Genomic DNA, 16914 nt, shown 5'->3' with positions numbered 1-16914 from the left:
GGCCTCACTTGAAGCCGGTGGACATGTACTGGTCGACGTTCTCCTTGTCGACGACGGCCGAGTAGAGGGTGATCGAGGCCGGGATCTCGTACTCGGCGAGTCCGCCGATGCCCTTGCCCTGGCCGAGGGCGCGGGCGAGGTCGATGGCGGAGGCGGCCATGGTCGGCGGGTAGAGGACCGTCGCCTTCAGCACGCCGTCGTCCCGCTTGATGGCCTGGAACGCCGAGAGGGCGCCCGCGCCGCCGACCATCAGGAAGTCGTCGCGGCCGGCCTGCTCGATGGCGCGCAGGGCGCCCACGCCCTGGTCGTCGTCGTGGTTCCACAGCGCGTCGAACTGCGACTGCGCCTGGAGCAGCTGGGCCATCTTGGACTGCCCCGACTCGACGGTGAACTCGGCGGCCTGCCGGGCCACCTTCCTGATGTTCGGGTAGTTCTTCAGGGCGTCGTCGAAGCCCTGGGTGCGCTGCTTGGTCAGCTCCAGGTTGTCCAGCCCGGCCAGCTCCACGACCTTGGCGTTCGGCTTGTCCTTGAGCTTCTCGCCGATGTAGTGGCCGGCGTTGAGGCCCATGCCGTAGTTGTCGCCGCCGACCCAGCAGCGGTAGGCCTGCGGGGTGTTGAAGACGCGGTCCAGGTTGACCACGGGGATGCCGGCCCGCATGGCCTTCAGACCGACCTGGGTGAGCGCCTTGCCGTCGGCGGGCAGCACCACCAGGACGTCGACCTTCTTGTTGATGAGGGTCTCGATCTGGCCGATCTGCTGGGCGGTGTCGTTGGAGCCCTCGGTGACCTCGAGGGTGACGTCGGAGTACTTCTCGGCGCGGCCCTTGGCCTGGTCGTTGATGGCGTTGAGCCAGCCGTGGTCGGCGAGCGGGCCGGCGTAGCCGATCGTGACCTGCTTGCCGGGCTTGTCGTCGGCGGCGGGCTGGTCGTTGGCGGCCGGCTTGTCGTCGCCGTCGCTCGGCTCGTTGCTGGTGCACCCGGTGAGGAAGGCACCGGCGGACACGGCGGCGGCTCCGAAGAGCAGCCCTCTGCGGCTCGCGAAAGGCATGTGCTCTGGCATGGCGGTGAACCCTTTCCTCAGGTCGTGCTCGCGGTACGGCGCTGGACCAGCACGGCGGCGACGATGATCGCGCCCTTGGCGATCTGCTGGACGTCGCTCTGCAGGTTGTTCAGGGCGAAGATGTTGGTGATGGTGGTGAAGATCAGGACGCCGAGGACGGAGCCGACGATGGTGCCCCGTCCGCCGCTGAGCAGGGTGCCGCCGATGATCGCGGCGGCGATGGCGTCGAGTTCGTAGAGGTTGCCGTTGGTGTTCTGTCCGGAGCCGGACAGGACGATCAGCAGGAAGGCGGCGATGCCGCAGCACAGCCCGGACAGCAGGTAGAGGTACAGCCGCTGGCGGCGGACGTCGATGCCGGCCAGCCGGGCGGCCTCGGCGTTGCCGCCGACGGCGACGGTGCGGCGCCCGAAGGTGGTGCGGTTCAGCACCAGCCAGCCGATGACGGTGACGGCGGCGAAGACCAGGACCAGCGGCGGGATGCCGAGCACGTAGGAGCTGCGCAGCCCGAGGTCCAGGACGCTGTCGACGGTGACGATCTGGGTGCGGCCGTCGGTGATCTGGAGGGCCAGGCCCCGGGCGGAGGCCAGCATGGCCAGCGTGGCGATGAACGGGACCATCGCACCGTAGGCGATGAGGACGCCGTTGACCAGGCCGCAGCCGACGCCGACCACGACGGCCGTGAACAGGATGCCGACGAACCCGTACTCCTGGGTGGCGACCGTCGTCGCCCACACCGAGGCCAGGGCGACGATGGCGCCGACGGACAGGTCGATGCCGCCGGAGATGATCACGAAGGTCATGCCGACGGTGACCACGCCGATGACGGACGCCTGGGTGAGGACGAGTTGCAGGTTGCGGGTGTCCAGGAACTGGTCGGGCTTGGTGATGCCGCCGATGATCACCAGGGCGGCGAGCACGCCGAGCAGGGACAGGGTGCGGACGTCGGCGCGGGCGATCACGCCCCGCCAGGCGGGCGGCCCGTCCGCCGGTGCCGCCTTGCCGGTGCCGTCCCGGGGCGGGGACACGTGCTGCGTCATGACGCCGGGCTTCCTTCCATCACGAGGTCGAGTACGCGGTGTTCGTCGAGTTCGCGGGCGGGCGCCTCGTGCACGACGCGCCCCTCGCGCAGCACCAGCACGCGGTCGGCGAGGCCGAGCACCTCGGGCACCTCGCTGGAGACCAGCAGGACGGCGAGGCCCTCGTCGGCCAGGCGCCGGACGACCGCGTACAGCTCCGCGCGGGCGCCGACGTCGACGCCGCGGGTGGGTTCGTCGAGCAGCAGGACCCGGCAGCCGCGCAGCAGCCAGCGCGCGAGGACGGCCTTCTGCTGGTTGCCGCCGGACAGGGTGCGCACCGGCACCGACGGGTTGTCGGGCCTGAGCGACAGCTCGCGGGTCGCCGCGCGTGCCGCCCCCAGTTCGGCACCGCGGTCGATCCAGCCGCCGCGCGCGAAGCGGGACATGGAGGAGACCGACACGTTGCGGGTGACGGACTCCAGCATCAGCAGGGCCTGCGCCTTGCGTTCCTCCGGCGCGAGCCCGAGGCCGGCGCGGACGGCGGCCCGGACGCTGCCCGGCTTCAGCGGTCGTCCCTCCACGAGGACCTGACCGGCCGTCGGTTTGCGGGCGCCGTAGACGGTCTCCAGTATCTCGGACCGGCCGGAGCCGACCAGCCCGGCCAGCCCGACGATCTCGCCGGGCCGCACCGCCAGGTCGAGCGGCTCGAACTCCCCGTCGCGGGCGAGGCCGCGGACGGTGAGGACCGGCTCGGCCCGCGGCGGCGCGGCGGCCCGCTCCGGGAAGACGTACTCGACGTTGCGGCCGGTCATCAGGGCGACGACCTCGCTGGTCGGGGTCGACTTCGCCGGCAGCCCCCGGGCGACGGCCCGGCCGTCCTTGAGGACGGTGACCCGGTCGCCGATGCGGCGGATCTCCTCCAGGCGGTGCGAGATGTAGACGACGGCCACGCCTTCGGCGGTGAGGTCGCCGACGATGCGGAAGAGGTTGTCGACCTCGTCCGGGTCGAGGGCGGCCGACGGCTCGTCCATCACGATGAGCCGTACGTCGTGGGACAACGCCCGTGCCATGGACACGATCTGCTGCTGGGCCGCCGACAACTCCCCCACCAGGCGCGCCGGGTCGATCTCGGGATGCCCGAGCCGTTGCAGCAGCCGCGCCGTGGACTCGCGGGCCGCGCCGGTGCGGACGACGAAACCGGCGGCGGTCGGCTCATGGCCGAGGTGGACGTTCTCGGCGACCGACAGGTGCTCCACCAGGTCGAGTTCCTGGTAGATGGTGGCGATGCCGAGGCGCATGGCGGCGATGGGCGAGCGGAGGGTGACGGGCTCGCCGCGCCAGTGGATGGTGCCCGTGTCGGGCTGGTGTGCGCCGGCCAGGACCTTGATGAGCGTGGACTTGCCGGCGCCGTTCTGGCCGAGCAGGCAGTGCACCTCGCCGGCCTGGACGTCGAGGTCGACGCCGTCCAGGGCCCGGACTCCCGGGAACGACTTGGTGATGCCGGACATGGTGAGCAGGGGTGGTTCTGGTGCCATGTGAGGTCCCCTCGGCGGGCGGTGCGGGCCGGTGTCAGGGCAGGGCTGAGCAGGGCAGGGCAGGGCAGGGCTGAGCGGGTCGGGGCGGCGCGGTGGGTCGGGACAGGGCAGCGCGGAGCGGGGCGGGTGAGGTGCGGTGCGGCGCGGTGATGCGGTGCTGTCGGGGCAGGGCAAGGCGGAGCGGGGCGGTGCGCGGGTCCGGAGGTGCGGTACGAGGTGCCGGAAGTGCGGTACGACGGTGCCGGTTACGCGGGTGAGAACAGGTGGTCGCTGATGAGCCGGGCCGCGCCGATGACTCCGGCGACGGGACCCAGCTCGCCCAGGACGATGGGCAGGTTGCCGGTCGCCAGGGGCAGCGACTGGCGGTAGACCTGGGTGCGGATCGCGGCGAGCAGGGTGTGGCCGAGGCCGGTCACCCCGCCGCCGATCACCACCAGGCCCGGGTTGAAGAAGCTGACCAGGCCGGCGATGACCTGACCGGTGCGGGTCCCGCCCTCCCGGATCAGCTCGAGGGCGGTGGCGTCCCCGGCGGCGGCCGCGGCGGCGACGTCGGCGGCGTCCAGCTCGCCGTTCGTCTCCAGACGGCTCGCCAGTTCCCCCGACCGGCCCTGCTGGGCGGCCTCCGTGGCGTCGCGGGCCAGTGCCGCGCCGCTGAAGTGGGCCTCCAGGCAGCCCCGGTTGCCGCAGGCGCACGGACGGCCCTCGGGCACGGCCTGGATGTGCCCGATGTCGCCCGCGCTGCCCGTCGTACCGCGGTAGACGTCACCGCCGACGACGATGCCGCAGCCGATGCCGGTGCCGATCTTGACGACGAGGAAGTCGTGCACGGTGCGGGCGACACCCGCGTGCTGCTCCCCCAGCGCCATCAGGTTCACGTCGTTGTCGACCATGACCGGGCAGCCGAGTTCCTGGCTGAGCGCCTCCCGCACGGGGAAGCCGTCCCAGCCCGGCATGATCGGCGGAGCCACCGGCACGCCCTCGGGGAAGCGGACCGGCCCCGGGACGCCGATGCCGGCGCCGTCGAAGCCCTCCGCGACTCCCGAGGCCTTCAACTTCGCGGCCATGGAGAGCACCTGCTCGAAGACCGCGACGGGCCCCTCGCGTACGTCCATGGGCTGGTTGATGTGCCCGAGGATCTCCAGCTCGGCGTTGGTGACGGCGACGTCGACCGAGGTCGCGCCGATGTCGACGCCGAGGAAACGCAGTCCGGGGTTGAGCCGGATGTTGTGCGAGCGGCGCCCGCCGCGGGAGGCGGCGAGTCCGTCGGCCACGACCAGCTCCGTCTCCAGCAGCCGGTCCACCTCCACGGCCAGCTTGGACCGGGAGAGGTCGACCTGGTCGCCCAGCTGGGCGCGGGAGTTGGGGCCGCCGTCACGCAGCAGCTTCAGCAGCCGGGCCTGATGGGCGTTCGCGGGTCGTGCCGTCATCCGTCTCACGAGCCCCTCCCCGCCTCAATGGCCTGCGCGTGCCGGTTTCCGGCCACGTCCGTGGCCTGCTTTCGGAGGGAACGTAGCAGTGGGCGCCCGGTGTGGGAAGAAGTCGCGCATGAATTGCTGCCAACTTTCTCCACTGACAGGACAAAGACCCGTCGGCCGGGGGTCCGGGGGAGGCGTCCGCCGGTTCGCTCAGGGGCAGTGGACGACCTGACCCGCGTACGACAGGTTGCCGCCGAACCCGAAGAGCAGCACCGGGTCCCCGGAGCGGGCCTCGCCGCGTTCCACCAGCTTGGACAGGGCCAGCGGGATGCTGGCGGCCGAGGTGTTGCCGGACTCCACGACGTCGCGGGCGACCACGGCGTTCACCGCGCCGAGCTTCTCGGCGAGCGGTTCGATGATGCGCAGATTGGCCTGGTGGAGGACGACCGCGGCGAGGTCCCGCGGGTGCAGTCCGGCCCGTTCGCACACCTGGCGCGCGATGGCCGGCAGCCGCGTGGTCGCCCAGCGGTACACGCTCTGCCCCTCCTGCGCGAACCGCGGCGGCGTGCCCTCGATCCGCACGGCGTGCCCCATCTCGGGCACCGAACCCCACAGCACGGGCCCGATGCCCGGTTCGGCGGCGGCCTCCACGACGGCGGCCCCCGCCCCGTCGCCGACGAGCACACAGGTGGTGCGGTCGGTCCAGTCGGTGACGTCGGACATCTTGTCGGCCCCGATCACCAGCGCCCGGCTCGCGGCGCCCGCGCGGACGGCGTGGTCGGCGGTGGCCAGGGCGTGGGTGAAGCCCGCGCACACCACGTTGAGGTCCAGTGCGGCGGGGGACGCGATGCCGAGGCGGGCCGCGACGCGGGCGGCGGTGTTCGGGGAGCGGTCGACGGCGGTGGAGGTGGCGACGAGCACGTAGTCCACGTCCGCGGGGGCCACTCCGGCCGAGGCCAGCGCCTTGGCGGCGGCGTGCGCGGCCAGCTCGTCGACCGGCTCGTCCGGCCCGGCGATCCGGCGGGTGCGGATGCCCACGCGGGAGGTGATCCACTCGTCGCTGGTGTCGACCACGGCCGCCAGGTCCTCGTTGGTGAGGACCCGCGTGGGCTGGTAGTGGCCGACGGCGGTGATGCGCGAGCCGTTCATGGGTGGGCGTCCCCCTCGGTGCCTCGGGTACGGGGGCCACCAGTCTGATCAGTGACCGGTCGGTACGAGGGCAGGTGAAGTGACAGGAAACGGACGGCCGGCTTGTCGGCTTCGGTCAGCCCCGTCCGCCACGCGGCGGCCCCGTCGCACGGCGGGCCGGGCGCCCGTGGCACCCTCGGTACCCAGGGCCGTTTCGGCCGCCAGGACGACGAGACCGGGGCTGATCAGCGCATGGGACGGGTCACGGAACGCCGCAGGGTCATCCGCATCCGCGAGGGGGCGGTGTCCACCCGCCCGGACACCCTCGTCGCGGAGGAGCCCCTGGAGATCCGGCTGAACGGCGCACCGCTCGCCATCACCATGCGCACCCCCGGCGACGACTTCGCGCTCGCCGCCGGCTTCCTGGTCAGCGAGGGCGTGCTCGGCGAGCGGAGCGAGCTGCGCAACATCGTGTACTGCGCGGGCGCCACGGCCGACGGCGCCAACACCTACAACGTGGTGGACGTGCAGACCGCCCCGGGCGTCGAGGTCCCGGACATCACGCTGGAGCGGAACGTCTACACGACCTCCTCCTGCGGTCTGTGCGGCAAGGCCAGCCTCGACGCGGTGCGCACGGCGGCCCGGCGGCCGATCGCGGACACCCCCCGCCTCCGGGTGACCCCGGACCTGCTGGCGGGCCTGCCCGACCGGCTGCGGGCCGCCCAGCGGGTCTTCGACCGGACCGGTGGCCTGCACGCGGCGGCCCTGTTCGCGCCGGACGGCGAACTGCTCGACGTCCGGGAGGACGTGGGCCGGCACAACGCGGTCGACAAGCTGGTGGGCCGGGCCCTCCAGAACGGCGCCCTGCCGCTGTCCCGGACGATCCTGCTGGTGTCGGGCCGGGCCTCGTTCGAGCTGGCGCAGAAGGCGGTGATGGCCGGCATCCCGATGCTGGCGGCGGTCTCCGCGCCGTCCTCGCTGGCCGTCGACCTGGCCGCGGAGTCGGATCTGACGCTGGTGGGCTTCCTGCGCGGCGGCTCCATGAACGTGTACGCGGGCGAGGACCGCATCGCCCTGGACACCGCCGCCCCGGCCCCCACGGGCGACACGCGCACCCCCCGCACCGCGAACCAGACGGATCGGACATCCATGTCTTGATCTACTGATGCCCCGACGACCGGCTCCCCACCAGCCGCCTGAAGGGCAGACCGCTTCTGATGCCGTCCTCTCCCCCCTCCCGCCCGCGCTCGGCCAGGGCGCCGCTGACCGCCCTCGCCGCCCTGCTGGCCCTGGCCACCACAACCGCCACCGCCCAGCCCTCGCAGGCCCAGCCGCGCCGCGAGGAGGCGCCGTTCACCCAGCAGGTGCTGTTCAAGGCCGGCCGGGACCCCGGATACGCCTGTTTCCGGATCCCCGCGATCGTGCGCACCACCAAGGGCACGCTGCTCGCCTTCGCCGAGGGGCGGGTCCTCAACTGCGGGGACGCCGCCGACATCGACATCGTCCTCAAGCGCTCCACCGACGGCGGCCGCACCTGGGGACCGCTGACGGTCGTCAACGAGGGCGGCGGCGACACCCACGGCAACCCGGCGCCGGTCGTGGACCGCGCCACCGGGCGGATCCTGCTGGCCGAGACGTACAACACCGGCCGCACGGACAGCGGCAACTGCGACGTGCCCTGCGACCGCACCCCCCACCTCCAGTACAGCGACGACGACGGGGCGACCTGGTCGGCGCCGCGCGACCTGAGCCCCCAGATCCTGCCGCCCGACTGGAACTCCTGGTACGCCACCGGCCCGGTGCACGGCGTCCAGCTCACCCGGGGCGCCCACGCCGGGCGGCTGGTGTTCGGCGTCAACGCCGAGACCTTCGACGGCACCCGGATCACCGCCAACCACGCGGCCCTCGTCGTCAGCGACGACGGCGGCGACACCTGGCGGATCGGCGCCACCGACACCGGGCGCCACTCCCCCGACGGCACCCACCGCCTCAAACCCTCCGAACTCACCCTCGTCGAACGCGCCGACGGCTCACTGCTGGTCAGCGGCCGGGAGGAGAACGGCACCGACCTCGGCCACCGCGCCCAGGCCGTCAGCCGGGACGGCGGCGGCTCCTTCGCCGCGCCCTTCCGCGCCCTCCCGGACCTCTACACCCCGCAGGTGCAGGGCGCACTGCTGCGCCTCGGCGACCGTCTGCTGCTGTCCGCGCCGGCCGACCCCGACCGCCGCCGGACGATGGCGGTCCGCTCCTCCTACGACGGCGGCGCCACCTGGGACACCCCGGACCGGGCCGCGATCGTGACCCGGGACTGGGCCGGCTACTCCGACATGGTCGCCGTCGGCGGCTCCGCCGTGGGGCTGCTGTACGAGGCGGGCGCGGCCGACGCACGGGACGAGATCCGGTTCGCCCGGTTCACCGAGGAGTGGCTCCGGCCGCGCCGCGGACCCGACCCGGCCACCCCGGACCTGGCGCCCGGTGCGCTGCCCGCGGCCGTCCTCGGCGGCGCCCGGACGACGGACGGCGCGGTCGGCGCCGCCCTCGCGCTCGACGGCGCCGACGACTCCGTACGCCTGCCGTACCGCCCCGGACTGCCGCTCGGGGACGGTGACTTCACGGTGTCCCTGTGGTTCCGGTACACCGCGGCGGAAGGGGAGCAGCCGCTGCTGTGGATGGGCGGTGTCGGCGTACGCCAGCCCCAGGTCTGGCTGCGCGCGGAGCCCGCGCACGGCCGGGTGCAGGGGCTGATCACCGTACGGGACGGCGCGTCGGCGCCCCGGTCGGCGTACGTGCGCACCGACCGCGCCCACAACGACGGCGCGTGGCACCGGGCGGTGCTGCGCCGGGGCGGCGGGCGGCTCACGCTGAGCGTCGACGGTGCGCGGGTGAGCACGGCGGACGTGCCGGGCTCGGTCAGCCGGAACTCGCCGTTCGGGGTGCACGTCGGCACCCGGACGGACGGCCGGGCCCACTTCGCCGGCGCCGTCGACGACGTGCACGTCTGGGACCGGGCGCTGACCGACGCGGAGATCGCCGCCGGCGACCCGGCGTCGGCGGCCGGGGACACCGTCCTGCACCTGCCCATGGACCGGGTGGCCGCGAGCGGCTAACGTCGCGGAGCGTGCCCGACGACGCACGCGCCCGACGCCGGTGGGGGACGGGGCTCGGCCTGCTGCTGGCCCTGGTTCTCGCGGCCGTCCTGCTCACCGCCCTGCCGGACGACGGCGCCCGGGAGGGCGGGGGCGGCTGCGCACCGCACACGGTGGCCGCCTGGAAGCCCGACCAGCGGCTCACCGGGGCGTTCGCCCGGTACGGCGACGACTCCTCCCGCACCGACGACTGGACCGGCGGCGACGGCACGCACTCGGTGCGGCTGCCGGACGGCCGGGTGCTGTGGCTGTTCTCCGACACCTTCCTGGGCCGGGTGCACGCCCCGCCCAACCCGGTCGGCGAGTCCTACGCCTGGCGGGACACCACGGCCCCGCTGGTGCGCAACTCGGCGGTGGTGATGCGCGACGGCCGGCCCGAGCGCACCCTGCCCGCCCCGCTCTTCACCGACCCGGCCCCCGACCAGTGGCGCTGGCCGGTCGCGGCCCGGGTCGAGCCCCGCTCCCCCGGCGCCTCGGAGCAGGTCCTCAGGGTGCTGCTGTGGGTGCGTACGGCCGGCTCGGCGCCGTGGATCTACGGGGTGCCGACCGCGACGGAGGTGGCGACGCTGTCGCTGCCGGGGCTGCGGCTGGAGTCGGTGGTGCCGGTGCTCGACCAGCGGCTGGTGCCCGACCCGTCCCGGCGGGTGCTGTTCGGCACCACACTGCTGGCCGAGGACGGCTTCACGTACGTGTTCGGCGGTGACGACCGGCAGGCGGGCTCCGGCCCGGTCTCCCACGCGTACGTCGCACGCGTGCCGGAGGGCCGGCTCGCGGACCCCGCCGCCTGGCGGTACTGGACCGGCACGGCCTGGGCGGCGGGGGCACCTCCCCGGCCGGTGCTGGGCGACGGGCGGCGCACCGGTGTGGGCAGCGCGTTCTCCGTCGTCCGCACCGGCGGCACGTACGTGCTGTTCACCATGGCCGCGGGCACCGAGGGCCTGACGACGGTCGCCGCGTACTGGGCCTGCTCCCCGACGGGCCCGTGGCACGGCCCGGCGGCGCGGTTCCGGCCGCCGCTGCCCGAGGGGGAGGTCGCGGCGTACAACCCGCAGACGCATCCCGTGCTGAGCGAGGACGGGCGGCTGGTGCTGAGCTACGACGTCAACTGGCTGGAGACGACCGGGGCGGCGGCGCAGCTCAGCCGGAACGTGTCGCTGTACCGGCCGCGGTTCGTGACGCTGCGTCTGGCCCCGGTCCGGTGACCTCGGCGGGGGCGTCCGCCGCGGCGGCGCGGGCACGGCGTCCGGCGATGACCGCGCACACCATCAGCTGCATCTGGTGGAACAGCATCAGCGGCAGCACGGCCAGCGAGGCCTGCGCGCCGAAGAGGACGCCGGCCATGGGCAGTCCGGCGGCGAGAGACTTCTTGGAGCCGGCGAACTGGATCGCGATGCGGTCCTCGCGTCCGAAGCGCAGCACCTTGGCGCCGTACCAGGTCAGCGCGAGCATCAGGGCCAGCAGCACGGCCTCGACCACGAGCAGCGCGCCGAGCCCGGCGGGGCTCACCCGGTGCCAGACGCCCTCCACCATGCCCTGGCTGAAGGCGGCGTAGACGACGAGCAGGATGGAGCCGCGGTCGACCAGCCCCAGCACCTTCTTGTGCCGGACGACGAACCCCCCGATCCAGCGCCGCAGCAGCTGCCCGGCGAGGAACGGCACCAGCAGCTGGAGCACGATCTTCAGCAGGGAGTCGGCGGAGAAGCCGCCGGCGCCGCCCAGGAGCGCGGCGGCCAGCAACGGCGTGAGGACGATGCCGGCCAGGGAGGAGAAAGAGCCGGCGCAGATCGCGGCGGGCACGTTGCCGCGGGCGATGGAGGTGAAGGCGATGGACGACTGGATGGTGGACGGGACCAGGGTGAGGAAGAGCAGGCCCTGGTGGAGGGGGTCGCTCAGGATCGCCGGGACGAGTCCGCCGGCGGCCAGGCCGAGCAGCGGGAAGACGACGAAGGTGCAGGCCAGCACGGTGACGTGGAGCCGCCAGTGCCTGAGTCCGTCCAGTGCCTCGCGGGTGGAGAGCCGGGCGCCGTAGAGGAAGAACAGCACGGCGATGGCGGCCGTGGAGGCGCCGGAGACCGCGTCGGCCGCGGTGCCGCGGGCGGGCAGCAGCACGGCGAGGCCGACGGTCCCGAGGAGCAGCAGGAGGTACGGGTCGATCGGCGGTCGGCGCCGCGGTCGCAGGCGTGTCACGGTTCTCCACTTGCTCGCTCGGGTCACGGTCCCCCCGGGGGCGCGGGGACCGTGACCATGGTGCGCGTCGGCCCGGCGATCGGGAAACCGGTACACCGCTCTGACTGTCATCGCGTTCCATGATGAGCAGGCCTAGGATGGCAGCCGTGTACGACCCCACCCACCTGCGGACCTTCCTGTCGGTGGCGCAGACGCTGAGTTTCACGCAGGCCGCCCGGCGGCTCGGACTGCGCCAGTCCACCGTGAGCCAGCACGTGCGGCGCCTGGAGGACGCCACGGGGCGTGCGCTGTTCACCCGGGACACGCACTCGGTGGAGCTGACGGAGGACGGCGAGGCCATGCTGGGCTTCGCCCGCCGGATCCTTCAGGCGCACGAGCAGGCGGCGGCGTTCTTCGCCGGCACCCGGCTGCGCGGCCGGCTCCGCTTCGGGGCGTCGGAGGACTTCGTCCTCACCCGGCTGCCGGAGATCCTGGAGGGCTTCCGGCACGACCACCCCGAGGTGGACCTGGAGCTGACGGTGGAGCTGTCCGGGACCCTGCACGAGCGGCTGGCCGCCGGGAAGCTGGACCTGGTGCTGGCCAAGCGGCGGCCCGAGGACCGGCGGGGGCGGCTGGTCTGGCCCGACCGGCTGGTCTGGATCGGCGCGGAGCGGCTGCGGCTGGACCCCGACCGTCCGGTGCCGCTGATCGTCTACCCGCCGCCCGGCATCACGCGGGCGCTCGCCCTGGAGGCGCTGGAGCGGCAGGGCCGGCCGTGGCGGGTCGCCTGCACCAGCGGCAGCCTCAACGGGCTGATCGCGGCGGCCCGCGCCGGCCTCGGCGTCATGGCGCACTCGCACGGGCTGATCCCGCCGGGTCTGGTGCGGATGCCGGAGCGCGCCGGGCTGCCGGAACTGGGCCGCGTCGACTTCGTCCTGGCCACCGGCCACCGGCCCACGAGCGCCCAGGAGGCGGCGGACGCCCTGGCGAGAGCGGTCCTGACAGCCGGCGACCGCCTCCACGCCCCCGCCGCCCGCCGCTGAACCCCCGCCCGGTCCCTCCCGGCCTCCACCGGCCGCCCCGGCGGCCTCGCAGCCCCGGCCGGCACCCGCCGACACCCCGCCCCACAACCCGCCCGGCGACATGCGCCCGGCGCCCGCCGCACCCGGCCACCGGACCGGCCCGCGAACCCGGAAACCGCCCGGCGGCACCCGCCCGGAGTCCGCCCGGCGCCCGCCACCGCCCCGGGGACCCGACCGACCCGCGGGTACGCGGCTTGTACAGATTCGGTGGAGGTTACGGCTCCGAAACTTACTCAACGGTCAGGAATCTGTCCGACCCTTCCCCATGTGCGCCCATTTCCCGTCGCCCGCCCCTGCCCGCGCGGGCGCGGGGCCCGGTCGGCGCCCCTCCCACCGCCACCCGGCGTGAGGTAGCTTTCACGGCGCTGGGCGGGGCGTCACGAGGAGCGGGGAGCGAGGTTTGCGCGAGTTCACGAGCCCTCCGTCCGCGGCGGCACCGCCGGTGGGCGGTCTGGCCGACGTGGTCTTCCGGTATGCCGAGGAAGACCCGCACCGTGTCGCGCTGGGCCGCAAGGACGAGCACGGCCGCTGGCGGGACGTGACCGCCGCCGGGTTCCGCGACGAGGTGCTCGCCCTGGCCAAGGGCCTGCTGGCCCGCGGCGTCCGGTTCGGCGACCGGGTCGCCGTCATGTCCCGTACCCGCTACGAGTGGACCCTGTTCGACTTCGCCCTGTGGACGATCGGTGCCCAGGTGGTGCCGGTCTACCCCACGTCCTCGGCCGAGCAGTGCTTCTGGATGCTGCACGACGCCGAGGTCTGTGCCGCGGTCGTGGAGCACGAGGACCACGCCATGACCATGGCCACGATCATCGGCAGGCTGCCCGGGCTGCGGCAGCTGTGGCAGCTCGACGCGGGCGCCGTGCAGGAGCTGTACGAGGCCGGCGCCCACCTCGACGACGAGGTGGTGCACCGCCACCGCCAGGCGGTCACGCCCGACACGGTCGCCACCGTCATCTACACCTCGGGCACCACCGGCCGCCCCAAGGGCTGCGTCCTGACGCACGGCAACTTCATGTTCGAGGCGGACACGGTCATCGGGCGGTGGGAGCCGGTGTTCCACTCCCGCAAGGGCGACGAGGCCTCCACCCTGCTGTTCCTGCCGCTCGCGCACGTCTTCGGGCGGATGGTCGAGGTCGCGGCGATCCGGGGCAGGGTCCGCTTCGGGCACCAGCCGCAGCTGAACGCCGCCGCGCTGCTGCCCGACCTGGCCGCGTTCCGGCCGACCTTCGTCCTGGCCGTGCCGTACATCTTCGAGAAGGTGTTCAACGCCGCCCGGCGCAAGGCCGAGAAGGAGGGCAGGGCCGGTGCGTTCGAGAAGGCCGTCGAGGTGGCGGTGAGGTACGCCGAGGCGGTGGAGGAGAAGGCCTGGGGCATCGGGCCCGGGCCGTCGGCGGGCCTGCGGATGCAGCACCAGCTCTTCGACAAGCTCGTCTACACCAAGGTGCGCGCCGCGATGGGCGGCCGGATCCGCAACGCCATGTCCGGCGGCTCGGCGATGGACCGGCGGCTCGGGCTGTTCTTCGCGGGCGCCGGGGTACAGATCTACGAGGGGTACGGCCTGACCGAGTCCACGGCGGCGGCGACCGCCAACCCGCCCGAGCGCACCCGGTACGGCACCGTGGGCCGGCCCGTCCCGGGCGTGACCGTGCACATCGCGGAGGACGGCGAGATCTGGCTGCACGGCGCCAACGTCTTCCAGGGCTATCTGAACAACCCCGAGGCCACCGACGAGACCCTGCTCGACGGCTGGCTGGCCACCGGCGACCTGGGCAGCCTCGACGAGGACGGCTATCTCACCATCACCGGCCGCAAGAAGGAGATCCTGGTCACCTCCGGTGGCAAGAGTCTCTCCCCCGGCCCGCTGGAGGAGCGGGTCCGCGACCATCCGCTGATCAGCCAGTGCCTCGTCGTCGGCAACGACCGGCCCTACGTCGCCGCCCTGGTCACCCTCGACCACGAGGCGGTGGAGCACTGGCTGACCATGCGCAACAAGCCCCGGATGACCCCGGCCGAGCTGGTGCGCGACGCGGATCTGGAGACCGAGGTGCGCCGCGCGGTCGTGGCGGCCAACACCCTGGTCTCGCAGGCCGAGTCGATCCGGACGTTCCGGATCCTCGCCCAGCCGTTCACCGAGGAGCACGGGCTGCTGACCCCGTCGCTGAAACTGAAGCGCAAGGCGATCGAGAAGGCCTACGCGAACGAGGTCGAGGCCCTCTACCGGGCGTGAGCCGGCAGGGGATTCCCCGGTCAGGAATGCACGGCGCCCCCTGATCGTTGAGGATGGGCGTACCACCTGACCACAAACCGAAGGATCAACAGCTCGTGAGCAGCCAGGTCCCCCCGATCATCCTGAACAACGGCGTCGAGATGCCCCAGCTGGGCTTCGGCGTCTGGCAGGTGCCGGACGACGAGGCCGAGAGGTCCGTCGCGACGGCCCTGGAGGCCGGGTACCGCAGCATCGACACAGCGGCGATCTACGGCAACGAGGAGGGCACCGGCAGGGCCGTCGCCGCCTCCGGCATCGCCCGTGAGGATCTCTTCGTCACCACGAAGCTCTGGAACAGCGACCAGGGGTACGACTCCACGCTGCGTGCCTTCGACACGTCCCTGGCCAAGCTGGGCCTGGAGTACGTGGACCTGTACCTGATCCACTGGCCGATGCCGGCCAAGGAACGCTACGTGGACACGTACAAGGCGTTCGAGAAGCTGCACGCCGACGGCCGCGTCCGGGCCATCGGCGTCTCCAACTTCCTGCCGGAGCACCTGAAGCGGCTGATCGACGAGACGTCGGTCGTCCCCGCGGTCAACCAGATCGAGCTGCACCCCCACCTCCAGCAGCACGCGGTCCGCGAGTTCCACGCCGAGCAGGGCATCGCCACCGAGGCCTGGTCCCCGCTGGGCCAGGGCAAGGGCCTGCTGGAGGTCCCGGCGGTCGTGGCCATCGCCCGCAAGCACGGCCGCACCCCGGCCCAGGTCGTGCTGCGCTGGCACCTCCAGCTGGGCAACGTGGTGATCCCGAAGTCCGTGACCCCGTCCCGGATCAAGGAGAACATCGACGTCTTCGACTTCCGTCTGGACGACGAGGACCTCGCGGCGATCAGCGCGCTGAACGAGGACCGTCGCCTGGGCCCGGACCCGGCCGAGTTCAACGCGGACTGACGGCCCCCGGCCATCGGCGTGCACACGGCGGCCCGGCACCCCGCACCGGGGTGCCGGGCCGCCGTGCGTGCTCAGGCCGGCTTGACCGCCGTGTACACGGTGTGCGCCACCAGCAGGAACACGTCGGGGCGGCGGTGGACGCCCGCCTCGTCCTCGGGGTCGAGGAGCCGGTCGAGGGTGGCCAGGTCGTCGGGGTCGACCCCGTCGGCGACCCGCTCGCGCAGCCGGGACAGGTGCTCGGCGACATAGGCGCGGGCCCGGTCGGGGAGCGGGGCGGGCACGTCCAGCAGGAAGCTGCGGGTGCCGGTGTGCTTCAGTCCGGCGGCGGCCAGCAGGGCCGGCCAGTCCTCGGTCTCGGCGACGGAGCCGGGCAGTTCCGCGCGCATCCGGGCGAACACGTCCTCGTGCGCCACGTCCAGCCGCGCCTGAAGGCCCGGCCGCCCGATGCCGAGGTCCCTGGGCAGGAACCGGGCGGGCAGGCCCCCTTCCAGGATCGCCAGGGTGCCGCCGGGCGCCAGCCGTGCGGCGAAGCCCGCCAGCCCGGAGCGCTGGTCGCCCAGGTGGTGCAGGCTCTGGCTGGCCCACAGCAGGTCCGCGGGATAGTCGAGGTCGTCCAGCACGCCCGGCAACTCGCCGGCCAGGGTGGCGAACCGGTCGGCCACGCCGTGGCGCTCCGCGCGGTCGCGGGCGCGCTCCAGCAGCGGTACGGCAGCGTCGACGGCGACCACGCGGGCGCCGGGGAAGGCGTCGGCGAGCAGACAGGAGACGACGCCGGGGCCGCTGCCCGCGTCGACGACCAGTCCCGGCTCGGTGACCTCCCGGGCCAGCCAGGCCATGGCCTGCTCGTACAGCGGCGTGTACAGCTCCGCCTGCGCCTCGAGCAGCGGGGCCATCGCGGCCCAGTCGACGTCGCCGTGACCGTGGTCGTGGTCGTGGTCGTGGCCGTGGTGGTGCCCCTGCCGGTGCGGGTGGTGCTGGTGGTCGTGGTCGTGCGCCATGGTGGTCACCCTCTCGCTCGCGATGCCGCCAGCGTGCGACGGCACACCGCGATACGACAAATCCAGTTGCCGTAATCGCAAAGAGTGCCGCCCGGGCGCACCGGGGGGGGGGGGGGGGGGGGGGGGGGGGGGGGGGGGGGGGGGGAGGGGGGGGGGGGGGGGGGTGGTGTTTGTTGCACCGAGAGGGGAGGGGGTTCTGTGAGTAGCTT

General features: G+C 73.6%; 13 protein-coding genes. 6 read left to right on the top strand and 7 right to left on the bottom strand.

All coding sequences use genetic code 11. The features are described 5' to 3' along the window. Window positions 1-4 precede the first annotated feature (4 nt). From ACZ45Q_RS17355 to ACZ45Q_RS17335, 5 genes are all read right to left on the bottom strand, one after another. Complete coding sequence (locus ACZ45Q_RS17355) at window positions 5-1060, bottom strand: substrate-binding domain-containing protein (protein ID WP_468261483.1); 1056 nt, start codon at window positions 1058-1060, stop codon at window positions 5-7. A gap of 17 nt (window positions 1061-1077) precedes the next feature. Continuing rightward, the gene (locus ACZ45Q_RS17350; RefSeq protein ID WP_468261480.1) at window positions 1078-2097 is read right to left on the bottom strand and encodes an ABC transporter permease; all 1020 of its coding nucleotides are present in this window, start codon (window positions 2095-2097) and stop codon (window positions 1078-1080) included. Next, the gene (locus ACZ45Q_RS17345) at window positions 2094-3611 is read right to left on the bottom strand and encodes a sugar ABC transporter ATP-binding protein (protein WP_468261478.1); all 1518 of its coding nucleotides are present in this window, start codon (window positions 3609-3611) and stop codon (window positions 2094-2096) included. Before ACZ45Q_RS17345 ends, ACZ45Q_RS17350 begins: the two co-directional genes overlap by 4 nt. Window positions 3612-3856: 245 nt before the next feature. Continuing rightward, window positions 3857-5038, bottom strand: coding sequence for an ROK family protein (locus ACZ45Q_RS17340; protein ID WP_468261475.1), 1182 nt, complete (start codon window positions 5036-5038; stop codon window positions 3857-3859). Window positions 5039-5236: 198 nt separating this feature from the next. Then, the gene (locus tag ACZ45Q_RS17335; RefSeq protein ID WP_468261472.1) at window positions 5237-6175 is read right to left on the bottom strand and encodes a beta-ketoacyl-ACP synthase III; all 939 of its coding nucleotides are present in this window, start codon (window positions 6173-6175) and stop codon (window positions 5237-5239) included. A 231-nt stretch (window positions 6176-6406) separates the two neighbouring features. Here ACZ45Q_RS17335 and fdhD point away from each other — a divergent pair, with 231 nt between their 5' ends. Genes fdhD through ACZ45Q_RS17320 form a run of 3 tightly spaced genes read left to right on the top strand, consistent with a single transcriptional unit; the run spans window position 6407 to window position 10502 of the window. After that, on the top strand, window positions 6407-7312 hold the full coding sequence (gene fdhD / locus ACZ45Q_RS17330) for a formate dehydrogenase accessory sulfurtransferase FdhD (protein ID WP_468261470.1): 906 nt from the start codon (window positions 6407-6409) through the stop codon (window positions 7310-7312). Window positions 7313-7371: 59 nt separating this feature from the next. Further along, complete coding sequence (locus ACZ45Q_RS17325; protein ID WP_468261468.1) at window positions 7372-9261, top strand: exo-alpha-sialidase; 1890 nt, start codon at window positions 7372-7374, stop codon at window positions 9259-9261. Between the two features lie 11 nt (window positions 9262-9272). Further along, on the top strand, window positions 9273-10502 hold the full coding sequence (locus ACZ45Q_RS17320) for a DUF4185 domain-containing protein (RefSeq protein ID WP_468261465.1): 1230 nt from the start codon (window positions 9273-9275) through the stop codon (window positions 10500-10502). Here ACZ45Q_RS17320 and ACZ45Q_RS17315 read toward each other — a convergent pair. Further along, window positions 10438-11487: a bile acid:sodium symporter family protein gene (locus ACZ45Q_RS17315; RefSeq protein ID WP_468261462.1), complete on the bottom strand. Its 1050-nt coding sequence runs from the start codon at window positions 11485-11487 to the stop codon at window positions 10438-10440. The two genes, ACZ45Q_RS17320 and ACZ45Q_RS17315, sit on opposite strands and share 65 nt — an antisense overlap. Before the next feature lie 146 nt (window positions 11488-11633). On the opposite strand from ACZ45Q_RS17315, the gene ACZ45Q_RS17310 reads away from it, so the two are divergent. The 3 genes from ACZ45Q_RS17310 to ACZ45Q_RS17300 all read left to right on the top strand — a co-directional run bounded on the left by ACZ45Q_RS17310 (window position 11634) and on the right by ACZ45Q_RS17300 (window position 15707). Further along, complete coding sequence (locus ACZ45Q_RS17310) at window positions 11634-12509, top strand: LysR substrate-binding domain-containing protein (RefSeq protein ID WP_468261460.1); 876 nt, start codon at window positions 11634-11636, stop codon at window positions 12507-12509. 439 nt (window positions 12510-12948) lie between these two features. Next, window positions 12949-14775 (top strand): AMP-dependent synthetase/ligase, encoded by a 1827-nt coding sequence (locus tag ACZ45Q_RS17305; protein WP_468261457.1) that lies wholly within the window; start codon window positions 12949-12951, stop codon window positions 14773-14775. A 95-nt stretch (window positions 14776-14870) separates the two neighbouring features. Then, window positions 14871-15707 (top strand): aldo/keto reductase, encoded by an 837-nt coding sequence (locus ACZ45Q_RS17300; RefSeq protein ID WP_468261454.1) that lies wholly within the window; start codon window positions 14871-14873, stop codon window positions 15705-15707. A 71-nt stretch (window positions 15708-15778) separates the two neighbouring features. On the opposite strand, the gene ACZ45Q_RS17295 is transcribed toward ACZ45Q_RS17300, so the two are convergent. Continuing rightward, window positions 15779-16705, bottom strand: coding sequence for a class I SAM-dependent methyltransferase (locus ACZ45Q_RS17295; protein WP_468261451.1), 927 nt, complete (start codon window positions 16703-16705; stop codon window positions 15779-15781). Between the last annotated feature and the right edge of the window lie 209 nt (window positions 16706-16914).

Source organism: Streptomyces sp. NPDC031049 (genome assembly GCF_055571015.1).
Note: the sequence above shows the minus strand (reverse complement) of the source record. Positions and strands in the feature narration are given on the sequence as shown.

Excerpts from the sequence above, each read along its gene's own strand:
- ACZ45Q_RS17355 (WP_468261483.1), bottom strand. The coding sequence starts at position 1,060 with ATGCCAGAGCACATGCCTTTCGCGAGCCGCAGAGGGCTGCTCTTCGGA.
- ACZ45Q_RS17350 (WP_468261480.1), bottom strand. The coding sequence starts at position 2,097 with ATGACGCAGCACGTGTCCCCGCCCCGGGACGGCACCGGCAAGGCGGCA.
- ACZ45Q_RS17345 (WP_468261478.1), bottom strand. The coding sequence starts at position 3,611 with ATGGCACCAGAACCACCCCTGCTCACCATGTCCGGCATCACCAAGTCG.
- ACZ45Q_RS17340 (WP_468261475.1), bottom strand. The coding sequence starts at position 5,038 with ATGACGGCACGACCCGCGAACGCCCATCAGGCCCGGCTGCTGAAGCTG.
- ACZ45Q_RS17335 (WP_468261472.1), bottom strand. The coding sequence starts at position 6,175 with ATGAACGGCTCGCGCATCACCGCCGTCGGCCACTACCAGCCCACGCGG.
- fdhD (WP_468261470.1), top strand. The coding sequence starts at position 6,407 with ATGGGACGGGTCACGGAACGCCGCAGGGTCATCCGCATCCGCGAGGGG.
- ACZ45Q_RS17325 (WP_468261468.1), top strand. The coding sequence starts at position 7,372 with ATGCCGTCCTCTCCCCCCTCCCGCCCGCGCTCGGCCAGGGCGCCGCTG.
- ACZ45Q_RS17295 (WP_468261451.1), bottom strand. The coding sequence starts at position 16,705 with ATGGCGCACGACCACGACCACCAGCACCACCCGCACCGGCAGGGGCAC.